At 43.6% G+C, this 13,949-nt stretch carries 13 protein-coding genes; 4 read left to right on the forward strand and 9 right to left on the reverse strand.

Annotation, left to right across the window (positions count from 1 at the left end; all coding sequences use genetic code 11):
• Positions 1 to 142: 142 nt before the first annotated feature.
• The 7 genes from G4V62_RS07455 to G4V62_RS07485 all read right to left on the reverse strand — a co-directional run bounded on the left by G4V62_RS07455 (position 143) and on the right by G4V62_RS07485 (position 7,896).
• Positions 143 to 1,195 carry a 2,3-butanediol dehydrogenase gene (locus tag G4V62_RS07455; RefSeq protein WP_165200806.1) on the reverse strand — a complete coding sequence of 351 codons (1,053 nt, stop codon included), beginning with the start codon at positions 1,193 to 1,195 and terminating at the stop codon, positions 143 to 145.
• A gap of 310 nt (positions 1,196 to 1,505) precedes the next feature.
• Positions 1,506 to 2,237 carry an ABC transporter ATP-binding protein gene (locus tag G4V62_RS07460; RefSeq protein ID WP_165200808.1) on the reverse strand — a complete coding sequence of 244 codons (732 nt, stop codon included), beginning with the start codon at positions 2,235 to 2,237 and terminating at the stop codon, positions 1,506 to 1,508.
• The gene (locus tag G4V62_RS07465; RefSeq protein ID WP_165200810.1) at positions 2,234 to 3,343 is read right to left on the reverse strand and encodes a hypothetical protein; all 1,110 of its coding nucleotides are present in this window, start codon (positions 3,341 to 3,343) and stop codon (positions 2,234 to 2,236) included. Before G4V62_RS07465 ends, G4V62_RS07460 begins: the two co-directional genes overlap by 4 nt.
• Positions 3,340 to 4,542, reverse strand: coding sequence for an ABC transporter permease (locus tag G4V62_RS07470; RefSeq protein ID WP_165200812.1), 1,203 nt, complete (start codon positions 4,540 to 4,542; stop codon positions 3,340 to 3,342). The genes G4V62_RS07465 and G4V62_RS07470 overlap by 4 nt, the downstream gene beginning before the upstream one ends.
• Before the next feature lie 18 nt (positions 4,543 to 4,560).
• Positions 4,561 to 6,249 carry a DUF6583 family protein gene (locus tag G4V62_RS07475; RefSeq protein ID WP_165200814.1) on the reverse strand — a complete coding sequence of 563 codons (1,689 nt, stop codon included), beginning with the start codon at positions 6,247 to 6,249 and terminating at the stop codon, positions 4,561 to 4,563.
• A gap of 215 nt (positions 6,250 to 6,464) precedes the next feature.
• Entirely contained in the window at positions 6,465 to 7,289 is an 825-nt protein-coding gene (locus G4V62_RS07480) for a helix-turn-helix domain-containing protein (protein WP_165200816.1), read from the reverse strand.
• A gap of 85 nt (positions 7,290 to 7,374) precedes the next feature.
• The gene (locus G4V62_RS07485) at positions 7,375 to 7,896 is read right to left on the reverse strand and encodes a hypothetical protein (protein WP_165200818.1); all 522 of its coding nucleotides are present in this window, start codon (positions 7,894 to 7,896) and stop codon (positions 7,375 to 7,377) included.
• A gap of 110 nt (positions 7,897 to 8,006) precedes the next feature.
• On the opposite strand from G4V62_RS07485, the gene G4V62_RS07490 reads away from it, so the two are divergent.
• Positions 8,007 to 8,150: a hypothetical protein gene (locus tag G4V62_RS07490; RefSeq protein ID WP_165200820.1), complete on the forward strand. Its 144-nt coding sequence runs from the start codon at positions 8,007 to 8,009 to the stop codon at positions 8,148 to 8,150.
• A 245-nt stretch (positions 8,151 to 8,395) separates the two neighbouring features.
• Complete coding sequence (locus G4V62_RS07495) at positions 8,396 to 9,463, forward strand: ethanolamine utilization protein EutH (RefSeq protein ID WP_246218313.1); 1,068 nt, start codon at positions 8,396 to 8,398, stop codon at positions 9,461 to 9,463.
• A 9-nt stretch (positions 9,464 to 9,472) separates the two neighbouring features.
• On the opposite strand, the gene G4V62_RS07500 is transcribed toward G4V62_RS07495, so the two are convergent.
• Both G4V62_RS07500 and G4V62_RS07505 read right to left on the reverse strand, forming a co-directional pair.
• Positions 9,473 to 9,940, reverse strand: coding sequence for a GNAT family N-acetyltransferase (locus tag G4V62_RS07500; RefSeq protein ID WP_165200824.1), 468 nt, complete (start codon positions 9,938 to 9,940; stop codon positions 9,473 to 9,475).
• Positions 9,941 to 9,955: 15 nt separating this feature from the next.
• Positions 9,956 to 10,327 carry an ArsR/SmtB family transcription factor gene (locus G4V62_RS07505; protein WP_165200826.1) on the reverse strand — a complete coding sequence of 124 codons (372 nt, stop codon included), beginning with the start codon at positions 10,325 to 10,327 and terminating at the stop codon, positions 9,956 to 9,958.
• 205 nt (positions 10,328 to 10,532) lie between these two features.
• Here G4V62_RS07505 and G4V62_RS07510 point away from each other — a divergent pair, with 205 nt between their 5' ends.
• Together G4V62_RS07510 and G4V62_RS07515 are read left to right on the forward strand one after the other, a co-directional pair.
• On the forward strand, positions 10,533 to 12,638 hold the full coding sequence (locus G4V62_RS07510) for a heavy metal translocating P-type ATPase (protein ID WP_165200828.1): 2,106 nt from the start codon (positions 10,533 to 10,535) through the stop codon (positions 12,636 to 12,638).
• Positions 12,639 to 13,040: 402 nt separating this feature from the next.
• Positions 13,041 to 13,919: an aminoglycoside 6-adenylyltransferase gene (locus G4V62_RS07515; protein ID WP_165200830.1), complete on the forward strand. Its 879-nt coding sequence runs from the start codon at positions 13,041 to 13,043 to the stop codon at positions 13,917 to 13,919.
• Positions 13,920 to 13,949: the final 30 nt, after the last annotated feature.

The raw sequence follows: 13,949 nt of genomic DNA on the forward strand, positions 1-13,949 counted from the left end.
GCAATTGCTACTATGTTTATTGCAAATAGAATTAGAAACATATTTAACATTTCAGAAAGTTTTTCTGCGAGATATAGGAGGGGACCAGAAGAAAAAACAGCATGAGGCACTGATCCCCATGCTGTTCATTAAATACAAAGACTTACTCAGGTTTTACTAAGATTTTTACTTGACTCTTATCAGCGACAAGCTGCTCAAAGCCTTCTTCAACAACTTGATCCAATTCAATCTTTTTCGTAATCAGTTTCTCGCCACTGAAATATCCTTGTTTCATGAGTTCCATGACAGCAGGATAGACGTTACGGTAGCCGATCACGCCTTTTACAGTACGTTCTTTAATAACGATGTCATTTGGCTGTAGTGGCGCATCGGATTCCCAAATACTTACAATGACAGCTTCGCCGCCTGTATGTGTGCTATTAATCGTCTGTTTTAATACGGCTGGGATGCCTGTCACTTCGAAAGCAACGTCTACGCCGTCATTCGTTAAACGGTGGATTTCTTCAACCGGATCAACTTCAGATGGATCGATGACATGTGCGCCAAGTTCTTCAGCCAGAGCTTTACGAGAGTCCGAAAGCTCGACAGCAAAGATTTTTGAAGCGCCTCCAGCTTTTAAGGCTTCAATGACGAGCAAACCGATTGGACCCGCGCCGAAAACGACTGCTGTGTCACCAGCCTTTAAGGAGCTTACGCGAACAGAATGAAGCGCGACGGCTGCAGGTTCAACGAGCGCGCCTTGCTCATAAGATAATTCATCAGGAAGTTTGTGAACCATGTGATCACCAACGACTGTGAATTCTGAGAAACCACCGCCGCCACCTGATAAACCGTGAAAGCCGAGATACGGGCTTAAGTTATACTTTTCTTCTTTATATTCACCATCTGCATAAGGGGCTAATAATGGTTCAATTGCGACTCTGTCTCCAACGTTGACTCTTGTAACATCTTCCCCGACTGCGACAACTTCCCCAGCGAATTCGTGCCCCATAATGACAGGAGCGATATCTTTACTGATTGGATGAGGCTCTTTCGTAGGAATAAAAATAGGTCCTGCTAAATATTCGTGTAAATCACTACCGCAAATGCCACACCATTTGACTTTGACTTTCACATCACGGCTTGATACGACGTTTGGTTCGTTAACCTCTTCAACTCTTAAGTCTTTTGCTGCATGCCATACAGCTGCTTTCATTTACATTACCTCCTAAGAGATCATTAAGTGAGTTTTTTTCCTACATCTCTATTGTAACACTTTTATAGTAGAAAAGTATTATTTGCGTAATTGAATAACGATTATTTTTGATAAAACAAGCACTTTTACACAAAGATTTTTTAAATGTATGTTGAGAGTTTGGAGAAATTTGAAAAGTGTGTATATACAGAGAAGGGAATACCGTTTTTTGTTATTGTAGAAAAATTTCACGGGGATTCACTTGTTTAAACAGTGAATCCCCGTAAAGTGTGAGCAAGCTAACGAGACTTGAACAAAGAGGACCTTAGTATCAATGAGAACCTTCCATGAGCGCTAAAATCGCATCCTCCTGTTTGTTGATCTCGTTGTTATATTGCTTAGCTTCTTTAAAAGCTTCCTCTAACGTGCCACAAAAAGTGATACGTCCATTTGTTAGAATGGCAAAGCGATCACAGACCGTCAAAATTTCGTGCATATCGTGCGTTGTGTAAATCACAGTGAGTCCTTCCATCGCTTTCTCGCGCAACAAACGATTGATCTCATTCTTTGACGGCAGATCGATGCCGACCGTTGGCTCATCTAGTAAAACCACGGCAGGATGGTGGAGAAAAGCGATAGCCATATTCAATTTTCGTTTCATTCCACCTGATAATGTTCGAACTTTTTTTGTGAGCAGGTGATTAAGCCCGAATTCGGACGCTATTTGGGATACTTGCTCTTTTTTTAACAATGAGCCGGAGAGCCTTTGCCAAATTTTCAGGTTTTCTAGTACGCTCAAGTTTTGCCAAACGGCGATATCTTGAGGGACAAAGCCTAAACGGCTTCGCGCCTTTTTAGGGTCAATAGAAAGATCGATGCCATCAATCAATATGTGTCCATGATCTAATGGTTTTAACGTAGCAAGGGCGGAGAGTAGTGTTGACTTTCCAGCTCCATTTGGTCCAAGAAGACCAAACATTTCTCCTTGTTGAACGGTAAAAGAAACGTCTTGAATGATCGATTTGTGCTGAATGCTACACGATACGTGTTGAACGTCAATCACGTCAATCGCCTCGCTTTCCAATGAATTGCTGTGCTCAAACCTACAATGACGACAATCCAAACAGCGATCGGCAACAATTCTTTGTTAAAAATGCCTGCAAATGCTTGGATATATTCAGGAGAAGAACTTGGCAGCAGGACACCACTCGCCCAGATAAAGCCTATTGCAGTTCCAAAGGAAGCGAGCCAATAGCTCCCTTTAAAAGAACAGCAAAGACCGAGAAGTATGACAAATAAAAAGAGACTCGTAACGTAGATCAGGCAGGAGACAATTGTCCATAACAGCGAGATAGACTCTTGTTGAAAGTAGATGAGCAGCCCACCAATCACAGCATTACCTAAATGAAGCAACATCCAAAAGCTCCCTTTTTGCCGTAAGTAGTACGCGGCTCCTTTCATCGTCGTATTCATTCGCTGTAACAGTGTACGCTCCGAAAGTACCCAAGCTAGGGAAGCTGTAGAAATCATCCATGTGAACAATGTCCAAAACCCTTTGTATGGAGTGAAAAGGCTGATTTCCGTCGCTGAAGCATCTTCACCATACACCGTTTGAAAATCGATGGTCATTAAAGGGCCCGGCTCCCACTGGTCTTCCACATCATCATACGCTGCCTGCCAAAGTCGCGCTTCGTCCGTCACCTGATCAGAAAGGAGTTCGACAACTTGATTGGCTGTTTGGTGGCTAAAAATGAGACGCGCCAATTCTCCGCCAATCACTTCTCGAAGAATGCCGTCAGCAAATGTTGCTGGTGTCTCGACGAGTGTCAAAATCCCATCCGTATCCCCAGTATAAATTCGATGCGACAGGTCTTTTGGTAAAATGATTCCAGCATCTCCGGTTTGTGCAGCTAAAAGGTCTTCCATAGCGTCGTCTTGAGCAAGCATAGATACATCAATGAGCTCATTTTTCTGTATTCGCTCCTGCAAGAGAAGTGCTAATTCATCATCGTCTTCAGACATGTCCTGCCAAAGCAATGGAATCGCTGTCTCAGTTTCAGCAGCTGTCAAAAAAGGCGCTGTCCATAGTGTAAGCAAAAGCGGGAGGATAAGAATAGAAAGAGCCATTGGCCATGAGCGCTTGCTAAATGCCGTGATGAACGTTTTCATTCTCGTCCTCCTAACGATAATTGCCTACGCCCTGTGACTACGGTCAGGATTGCATAAGAGATCGAAAGTGTAAGCCCCCAAGACAAAATGCTTACCGATAAAAATGTTTCGTCGTTTTGGCTGGCGTGCATAAACGAAAGGATATGGGATGTGACCAGTCCTTGAGAAACCCACTCCAACCAATCTGGTAAAAAAGAAACGGGCAACAGAAACCCTGAAGCAATGAGGGAAATGATGACCCACCCGGTACCGACAGACACGTAAAGTGAATCTGAAAAGAGCAATTTTAAACATGCAAACCATAACGTTAATACAACTGGTCCCAAAAGAGCCGCTCCTAGAGAAAGTGGAAGGTGAGCTACTTGAGTTACGAATCCCCATAAAATGAATCCAGCAATCACATTGAACAAGAGAGCCACGAACAGTCGACAAAGTGTCTCCATCCAAAAGGGCGTATTCATGAGCCGTAAGCGCAGAGATAAACCAGAGGAGTGTGTTTTTTGTAATAAAAAAAACGTACCAAAAGCCCAGCTTAACCAGACAAGGGCGATGACCGAAAAGCTGTAATATGTCTTTGGTTCGGATAAGTACAGTGGATCGTATGATTCTTTTTGGAACCATTGTCCGCGGTTAATCACTGCTGCCCCATAGCTAAACACATTTTGCTGAAACACTTGCTGAATCTGCTCTCGAGGGGCTCCATACTCAGTTAAAAATGAATGAGTTGTATTAATGGCACTTTGTGCGGCAGAAATGTATGATGTCGCCGATTCCATAATGTAACGAATAACTGCTACTTCGAGTGGGTAATCTGCATGACCGGTCACTTCCACTGGCGTGTTCATTCCTCGCGACACATCGTTACCAAAACCTACTGGTAAACGAATGACAGCTGCTACTTCTTCAGAAGCAAGCATATTTGCTGCTTTTGCTTGATCTACTTTAGTGATGTTCACGATGTCATCTAACGCTTCATTTGCAAATAATTGTTTAATCGCCAAGCGTGTTTCTAATGAATCATCCTCATCTACTAATGCTGTCTTGACCTGAAAGTCATGATCAGAAGCGAAAAAGCTTGCGGCAAACAAAAGCACTCCCACAAAAAAGAAGGGTGGCACCAGAGCTAGTGCCACCCAAGCTAATGGATGAGAGCGCAACGTAGACAATTCCAACCAACTAAGTGAAAGGAGTCGTCTCATGTTGCAAGTCACCCCTTTTTAAAATGCACTCATTCCACCCATGAATTGTTCTAGGAACAAGCCTGCATTTGTTTGCATTTCAATCATGATCTGTTGAAACTCTTCATCAGACAGTTCAGCAACGTTTGTTCCTTGGGTTGGATCTGGCAGCCCGATGTCTTCGGTAAATTCGGTGTTAATGTCCATTAGGAGACCGAGCGTCATGCCAGGCATGATGAAATCAGCGTTAAAGTTCAAGTCTATTTTTTCGTTGACAGTGCCTGCTTTTTTATCAAAGTTGAACGTGTGATCAAGACTTAATGTAACCGGATCACCTGTCGTTGGATCATTGAATGTCAGTGTATACGTGTTAGGCGCATCATCAGCTTCAGGGTACGATCCATCCAATTGTGCGGACATATCACCAGTAGCAGCGTCTTTTAATGTAATGGTTGTTGTTTCTTCATAACCATTTTCAGTAGCTGCGCCTTCTGTTTCAAGCTTTAAACCATTCTCATCATTAACGGTCATATCAACAAGGTGATATGTTGCGTCTTTACCAGTTTCGATGTTTTGCGTATGAAGTACCATCGACTCTGTGTCATCAGAGAGTTCAATGTGACGATCAACGATGTTCTCGTCATTTACTTTAATCGTGTATGTGAGACCAGGCGCTGCTGGAGACTCCTCTAAGTCAGTAATCATCTCATCAATAGATGTTTCCCAGTCATTCAGTACTTCTTCAGTTGGGATCATCATACCAGCCATTTCTGGGTCAAAACCTTCTAGTTGACCTTGCTGAATGATCACTTCATTAGCATGTTCCATTTGGCGCTCGATCATAGCTTTCACTTTTTCATCGTCTCTCATTTTCTCGAGGTAGCCGACGAACAACGGTTTTACTTCTTCAGGCGTAAGATTTAACGTAACTTCCTTCACATCCATGGATGTACCAGCATGCTCGAATTTCACGTTTTCTTTCATTGTAAATTGCTCTTCTTTCAACTGCTCGTAAAAATAATCTTTACCGTAGCTCTTAAGGATATGATCCCATTCTTCATCAGTTGGTAAAAATTCTCTGTAGTCGGTCATCAAATAGCTAGCTACATTTAATTGTTCTGGTCCGCTGTATGTTGGATCAAGCTTCGTCATAAATTCTCCGAATTGATCATTCGGTACGTACAAATACTCTTCGTAAAAGTCAGGCACGCTGATACCTATAATATCAGCAGTCTGTGTAAATTCACCACTGAATAGAGGAGAATCACCCATAAGAACTTCTAAATTACCATATAGCTCTTCCGCTTCATAATTCTGTCCCATGTTGATTTGTAATGATGCAGAATCGAGCATGGCTTTTGCCATCTGCACGTCAGGACTGTTTGCCATTTCACCGCTCGCTTCAACTGATCCAGAAATACCCATCGACATTTTCAAAGGTTCAGTGGACGATTTTTGTGAATATTTCACATAATCTCCAAAGCGCTCATTAAAGTCTTCTTTGAAATCCTCAAGCGCTTTACTTTCTGCTGTGAAAAATGCATTTTTCGGACTGTCACTACTTTGCATAGCTAACGTCAGCCCGACCGTTCCTAAAATCACGACGATTAATGCAACAGCGATCATCCATATTTTTGGTTTCTTAGAAGTACGCTGTGCACCGGGCTCTGTCGTAGCAGCGACTTCTTGCTGGATGATGCGTTCATCGGTTTTTTTACGTGATGTCAACTCAGTCACTCTCCTTGAAAGTTTTTACATATCTTTTTTAAGCACACTTTTCTTATCATACCTGAGGCAACCTCATCCGGCTAGATTTTTTAAAAAAACAGGGCTTTTTTCACAGGTTGCTATTTTTTTATTAAAGCAGGGTGAAAGAAAAATGCACGTTGTACTAGTTATACGGTACGAATGCGGAAAAGGTTTCATCGCCAATAAAAAACTTTTTATGAACGATGTTTCCTGAAGTGGCTTGGGGAGCAGTGATAATACTTGGAGAACTGAGTTGAAAATTGGCTTTGTGATGTGAATCCGACAGCATCGGAAATTTCCGCAATCGATTGTTCTGTGAACAGCAGGAGCTTAGCAGCCTGCTCCAAGCGAATGTGCTGCAGCTTCTCCATACAGGACATACCGACCTGTTCTTTAAACAAATGCCCTAAACGAGAAGGGGATAAACGCACTTTTTTTCCAAGACTTTCCAATGAATGTTTTTTGGCATAGGAGGAAGCAAATATTTCCAAAACTTCTTGGATCCGGCTGTCCAGCACTTTCTCTGAATCTTGTGTTTTGGCTTCTCCTAAAAGCAGTAAAATGTCAACGAGCGCATTTTGAGATAGTTCTTCATTAAAACGTTTTGTCAGCAGTTGCCGTTTAAACAACCGAAAAAACGCTGCTTCGACTTGTGATAGGAGTCTTTCATCCTGAATATGTGACAACTCAATGGCTTGGTTTGAAAAGATATGATAGAACCACGGCCGCCACGATTCTCTTTGCGAAAAATGACACCATAAAAAAGACCATGTCTTCCCTTGGGCTGTTTGATAAGCATGGCGAAAGCCAGGAGGAATCAAGATCGCCTGCGCTCTCGAAACGCTCTTCCACATGCCATCGATTTCAATTTCTCCTTCTCCCTCTAATGAAACGATCAGAAGCCAGTTTTTGGCACCGCTCGGTCGAAAGCAATGGTAGTCTTCATTTTTATTGACAAAATGCCCCGCAACGAGCTTGCTTGGGGGGGGTGGGGGCGCAATCTCGCGTTTTTTAACCATCGACGCACGACCTCCTTTTTCGTAAGAGAGGAATAGTTTGTATACGCTATCCAACACGATACACGAGCTACTTGATATTGGACCATTATGAGGATTCATCACTTGAATGTGTCTGTGCTTTATGTTTTTCTCGCACATGATCAAGCCATTCTATCGTCAGAACGATAAGGGCGACGCCAATAGCGAGCGCTAAGCTTGTGTTTTTGCTCATCCGAAGGAAATGACCAATGAAAAATAATCCAACGATTCTAGTAAGGGCTAGGAAGAAAACGCCTGCAATATTGTTTCCTATCATATATTCAGTAAGCACTTCACAGACATTGTCTACTGTATATAAATAAATAAATGCTGCGATCGTAAAAATCATGAGCTGATTAGAGGTTATCTGTAATGAAAAAACATGGTTGATGATGCTTGTCGCACCGAACAAGGTAAATATAATGAGTGCAAAAGCGACTAAAAAAACAAGAGCAAACAAAAAAGCACCACCAATGACGAGAAACAAATGATCTTTATCTTTGTGTTTTTGATTCTCTTTAAAGAAGAAAAGGAAGATCAAGCCAAATGCGATAATGAAAATAATGCTTAAGGTGACGACCAATGCCATTTCTACACACCCTCATTTGTAAATAACATGATACAGTGCCTTCAATTTCTCATTCTAACAGAAGTTTATCAAGGAGAGGAAGGCAAGTTTTTCAACATGAAGCGTTATTAATGAAGCTATCATTCCAGCCTTTATTTTTGTATGATGGTAAATGGTTTAATAGAAGAGTGGCGATTAAATTGAACGATGAACCGATCTCATTAGGCTTAGTTAAAACTTTACATGCGCAAATCATTTATTCATTGTTGATCTAGTAAAATGTTTGATCAAGGTGCCGCACGGTAATTCACAGCAGGAAAAACTTGCAAAAAAGTCCTGCTGAAGAAGCAATGAGAGAGCTGAAGCCTACTAGCTTTCTATTGTAAATAAACACCGTGCGAGCGAAAGCTAGTACTGATATGACCGTCTGAGAGAAATACATTGTTAGAATTATAAGATAAATACCTTTGTTTTGAAAAATAACAGAAAAAATGAAACATAGAAAAAGGGGACACAAATGATGTACGAATGGATCATCGGTGTGATTACTGTTGGAATGGTTTTAGGGGTTATCGATGCAATTCGCGGACATAAGTGGGGAATCGGACAAGCGTTTGAAAAGGGATTTCATGCGATGGGACCCCTCGCGCTTTCGATGATTGGCATGATCTCGCTTGCTCCAGTCATCGCTAGTATTTTGCGTCCGATCGTTACGCCTGTTTTGACAGCCGTTGGCGTAGACCCCTCGATATTTGCCACAGTTTTTTTAGCGATTGATATGGGAGGGTATTCTCTTGCTGAGGAGTTAGCCCTTTCCAGAGACGCTGCTCTGTTTTCCGGAGTGCTGCTCGGGACGATGCTCGGTCCAACACTAACGTTTACAATCCCAGTGGCACTCGGCTTAATTGCTAAAGAGGATCGCTCGTTTTTTAGCCTCGGTGTGCTTTGTGGTTTGATAACGATTCCACTCGGCTTGATTGTCGGGGGACTTAGTGCGGGATTTTCCTTGGTTTTTATCGTGCTCAATACGTGGCCGGTCATGGTCGGCAGCCTGTTTCTTGGCTTAGGGCTATGGCGCTGGCCAGAGCGTATCCTTCAATGGTTTCAATGGTTCTCAAAAGGTGTCACCATCGTGATTCTGATTGGGTTGGCGGCGGTGATCGTTGAAACATTGCTCGGGTGGGTCGTCATTCCTGGGTTAACGCCGTTCTCTGAAAGTGCCGTCATCGTTGGGCGTATCGCCATAGTGCTCGCCGGTGCCTTTCCGCTTGTATGGATGTTAGAGAAAGCTCTTTATCGATGGAATAAAGGTTCGGAGCAATGGCGAACGGGCCTGCTTGGCGTCATCACGAGCATGGCCCATGCGATTCCGATGTTCCAGTTTACAAAAAAGATGTCGCCAAGAGGAAAAGTCGTCAATTTTGCTTTTTGTGTCAGCGGTGCTTTCGTTCTTGGAGGACATCTCGGCTATACAGCAACGGTCGCTTCGGAGATGGTCGGCCCTATGGTGATTGGGAAGCTTGCTGCTGGAGTCACCGCTATCGTTTTAGCTTTTTATTGGCCAATGGCGGCTTCTGTTAAGCATTAAGATGGACACTTACTTGTTTGAATCACCGTCGTGTTCGAACGTAACCATCATTAAGCCAGCACGAACCACATCATAACGTTTACGGTAAAAACGGTGCTTTTCGTACAAGTGAACGGCTGGCGTATTTGCCAGTGCCGTGCTGACGGTAAGGGCATATTCTGGCGGGCACGCTTCAATCGTGTATCGGAGCAGCGCCTTAGCAATGCCTCTTCGGAAAAAGTCAGGATGAACGACGAGACGGCTAATGTTCCAAGTCGTGCGATTACAGCATTCGTAAGCAAGCATGCCTGCGAGCGTTTCTTCAACGATATAACCGAAGAATTGCTCATGAGATGTTTGTATGTCCTTAACCGTGTCGCGCAAGGCCGGGATGCCTTTAAAACCAATACGCACTTCTTCGATTTCATAGGCAGGTTGTTGTACGTGTAAAATACGTTGTGCAACAGCCTTTTTCGTATGGTCTAATCGTTGAATCATCGCCTGATGCTCCTCTTATGAATGAGAGATATGCTCAAGGGTTTGAATGAAAATCTCCTCAATATGCGTATCGTCTAACGAGTAATACACGGTTTTGCCAACCTTACGGCGTTTTACGATACGTAAGTTGCGCAAATAACGCAGTTGGTGGGAAATGGCCGATTGCCCCATATCTAATAGTACAGTTAGGTCATGAACACAAAGCTCCTGCTGCAATAACGCATGAATAATTCGCAGTCGCGTTGAATCACCAAAAGCCTTAAACCAATCTGCCATCTGTCCAGATGTTTCAATGTCTAACATTTTTTCTTTAATATGATTAAGGTTATCATCTGTACCTTCACAATGGCTTTCACATTCTGCTGGGGTTGGAGAAAACTCTTCCATGATAAGAACACCTTCTTTCTGATGGTTACACGATCAATTGCAAGGACAGTAAACTTCTTTAAGTATAATCGACTTCAGATAAAAACGGAATCATATCGATTGAGACCACTAAAAAAGTCTTGACCTTGTAGCACATCATTCATACAATAAGCATAATAAATGAATAAGTGTTCATGTATAGAGATTTAAATAAGGAGGCGCTACTGTGTCGACGAAAAAAGAGCTCGTCTTAGACGGGTTAGATTGTGCCCATTGTGCCCAAAAAATAGAGACGCGTATTCAACAAGTGGAAGGCGTTGAGCAATGTTCAGTCAATTTTGCCACTAAAACGCTGCGCATGAATATTGCCGATCATCATGCTGATCAAACCATCTCAGAAGCAACTCGTCAAGTGTTAGAGATCGAGCCGAAATTAAATATTCAGGAAAAAGCGAATCAGCGCTCACAAAAGGATGAACCACCATTTTGGCTGCGACCGATTTTTATTCGACTTGCGATCAGTCTTGTCTTGTTTGCCCTCGGTTTATTCACAGATCATAACGTCGTTTCATTTATATTTTATTTAAGCGCTTATCTGCTTGCCGGTGGAGATGTTTTATGGCGAGCTGTGAAAAACATCGGTCGCGGGCAAGTGTTTGATGAACATTTCTTAATGAGTATAGCAACGATCGGGGCGTTTATTATCGGTGAATATCCTGAAGGTGTCGCCGTCATGCTGTTTTATCAAGTTGGAGAAATGTTTCAAGGCATCGCCGTCAATCGTTCTCGAACATCCATTCAGAAATTAATGGATATTCGTCCTGACCAAGCACGGCTCATGAAGGAAAGTGGAATTGAGCTTGTATCACCTGAGGAAGTCGTCGTTGGAGATACAATTGTTGTCCGACCGGGTGAAAAAGTACCTTTGGATGGTCGCATCATTTCTGGAGAGTCTTCTTTGGATACTTCTGCTTTAACGGGTGAATCTGTCCATCGGCCGGTAGAACAAGGGATGGAAGTGTTGAGTGGCTCTATTAACCAAAATGGGCTGTTAACGATCGAAGTCACGCAGCCGTTTGAAGAATCGACAGTGTCTAAAATTTTGGCACTTGTTGAAGATGCCGGAAACAAGAAAGCACCTACCGAGCATTTAATGACTCGTATAGCCAAGTACTATACACCGGCGGTTGTGTTATTTGCGATTGTGTTAGCAACAGTCCCGCCGCTCGTGCTCAACGAACCGTTTACAGACTGGATTTATCGCGCCCTCGTCTTCCTCGTTATTTCTTGCCCTTGTGCCCTCGTCGTTTCTATTCCGATGAGCTTTTTCGGTGGCATTGGAGCTGCGTCACGCACTGGTGTACTCGTCAAGGGAGGAAATTACCTGGAAGCCTTAAACCATGTCAAGACGGTCGTCTTCGATAAAACAGGGACATTAACCGTCGGCCGGTTTGAGGTGGCATCTGTCAATGCGGCACAAGGCTGGGATCAGGAAAAAGTTCTTGAACTGGCAGCCCTTGTTGAGGCAAATTCAACGCACCCCATTGCTGTCTCGATTACACGCGCTTATGGCAAGCCAGTTGATGAGGATGCTTTAGAGGCGTATGAAGAGGTTCCTGGCCGTGGTGTAAGAGCGGTATATGGAGAGAAAACATTACTCGTAGGAAATCGCTCATTCATGGAGCAAAATGATATTTCTGCGCCCGAGGAAAATCATGACGGGACCTCTGTCTATGTTGCGTTCGGAGGAGACTACATTGGACATATAAGTTTATCAGATGTTGTCAAAAAAGATTCAAGCCGTACGTTGAAAGAATTAACATCACTTGGCGTTGAACGGACGGTGATGCTTACTGGCGACCGTCGCCACGTCGCACATGCGATCGGTAAAGTACTTGGCATGAAAGAAGTGCACGCTGAACTCCTGCCGCATGATAAAGTAGAGCGGATGGAGAATATTCTTGAGACGAACACTTCAGGAAAAGTGATGTTTGTTGGGGATGGCATCAATGACACACCAGTACTTGCCCGTGCTGATATTGGTGTAGCGATGGGAGGCGCGGGGTCAGACGCCGCAATTGAAGCGGCGGATATGGTCATTATGAATGACAATCCACATTCGATCATCCACGCGATGCGAATTGCCCGGCAAACCCGCCGTATCGTCTGGCAGAACGTCTGGTTTACGATGGGCGTAAAGGCAATCTTTTTAATCCTCGGGGCAGCCGGTATTGCAACGATGTGGGAAGCCGTGTTTTCTGATGTTGGCGTCACCATTCTCGCTGTGTTGAATGCGATGCGTATTTTAAAGAACAAAGGTGACTTAGAATAAAGACAATGAAGAGGGATCCAGCCTGTCAACAACGCTTTCATCCGTCGTCCGCAGGCTCGCTCTTCCTCTCATGAACTTGAGATCAAATCGAGTCAGTGCTTCTTTTGCCCTTAGGTGACAAGCGTTTTCAAAACAACTGGGCGATAAAAAGTGAAGAGAAAGGTGCTCTAAGAAGAGGGGAGATTCCGATCCCCCTCTTTTTTGTGTTTCAAATAAAAGGAATATTTAAGGATAGAAGCGAAGAAAAACGATATATTGGCAAGGCGGCAATTGATTCTTGTGATGACATCAAAAGTTCCTTTCGTACTTTATAAGGCTTGCTGAAAATTGAAGCCTCTCTAGGGTAGGCAGTTTTTAAATCCGGCTAAAAAACAGGTGATGTACCGAAAAGGAGGCAGAAACATGCGTACGACAGAAGAAATGATGCGCTTGATCATTGGGACTGCTAAGGATGATACTCGCGTGCGGGCAGTGATGATGAACGGTTCAAGGGTAAACCCAAACGCACCAAACGATCGGTTTCAAGACTATGACATTGTTTATTTCGTCACTGACCTTTCGTCATTTACGCAAAATCATAGATGGGTGGACCGCTTTGGAGAACGTGTTATCATGCAAATGCCCGATGCGTTTGATTTATATGAAACAGATGTAGCACCAGACGATCGCTTTGCGTATTTAATGCAGTTTACAGACGGAAATCGAATTGATTTAACATTGCGTCATGTCACTGATGCCCAAGCTGTGCTGGCGTCAGATTCTTTGCGCGAGGTGCTGCTTGATAAGGACGGTTTGTTTCCTGATGACCTTCCACCATCAAATGATCGAGATTATCATATTCAAAAGCCAAGTGAGGAGAGGTTTCTTGCGTGCTGCAATGAGTTTTTTTGGGTGAGTACATATGTTGCTAAAGGCTTGTGGCGGCAAGAACTGTCATTTGCGAAGGCAGCAATGGAGGGACCCGTCCGCAAAATGCTCATTTTGCTGTTGGAGTGGTCAGCTGCAAAAGAACATCAATTTGCGGTAAGTGTCGGAAAGGATGGGAAATGGCTGCAGCATTTTCTCAATAAGGATATTTGGGAGACGTTCGTTGCAACGTATCCGGACGGTTCGTATACACATATGTGGAATGCCTTGGAGGAGATGTTTACGCTCTTCAGGAAAGTGGGGAGGGAGGTCGCCGAAGATCTAGGCTACACATACCCGCTTGCAGAGGATGAACGGGTCGTTCAGTATGTAGCACAGGTGAGAGCCTCTGCACATAAAACAGAAGAACATTAAAAGAAAGCGCATCATAAGCAAGATGCAACG

This window comes from Litoribacterium kuwaitense, assembly GCF_011058155.1.
Classification (GTDB): Bacteria; Bacillota; Bacilli; order Bacillales; family DSM-28697; genus Litoribacterium; species Litoribacterium kuwaitense.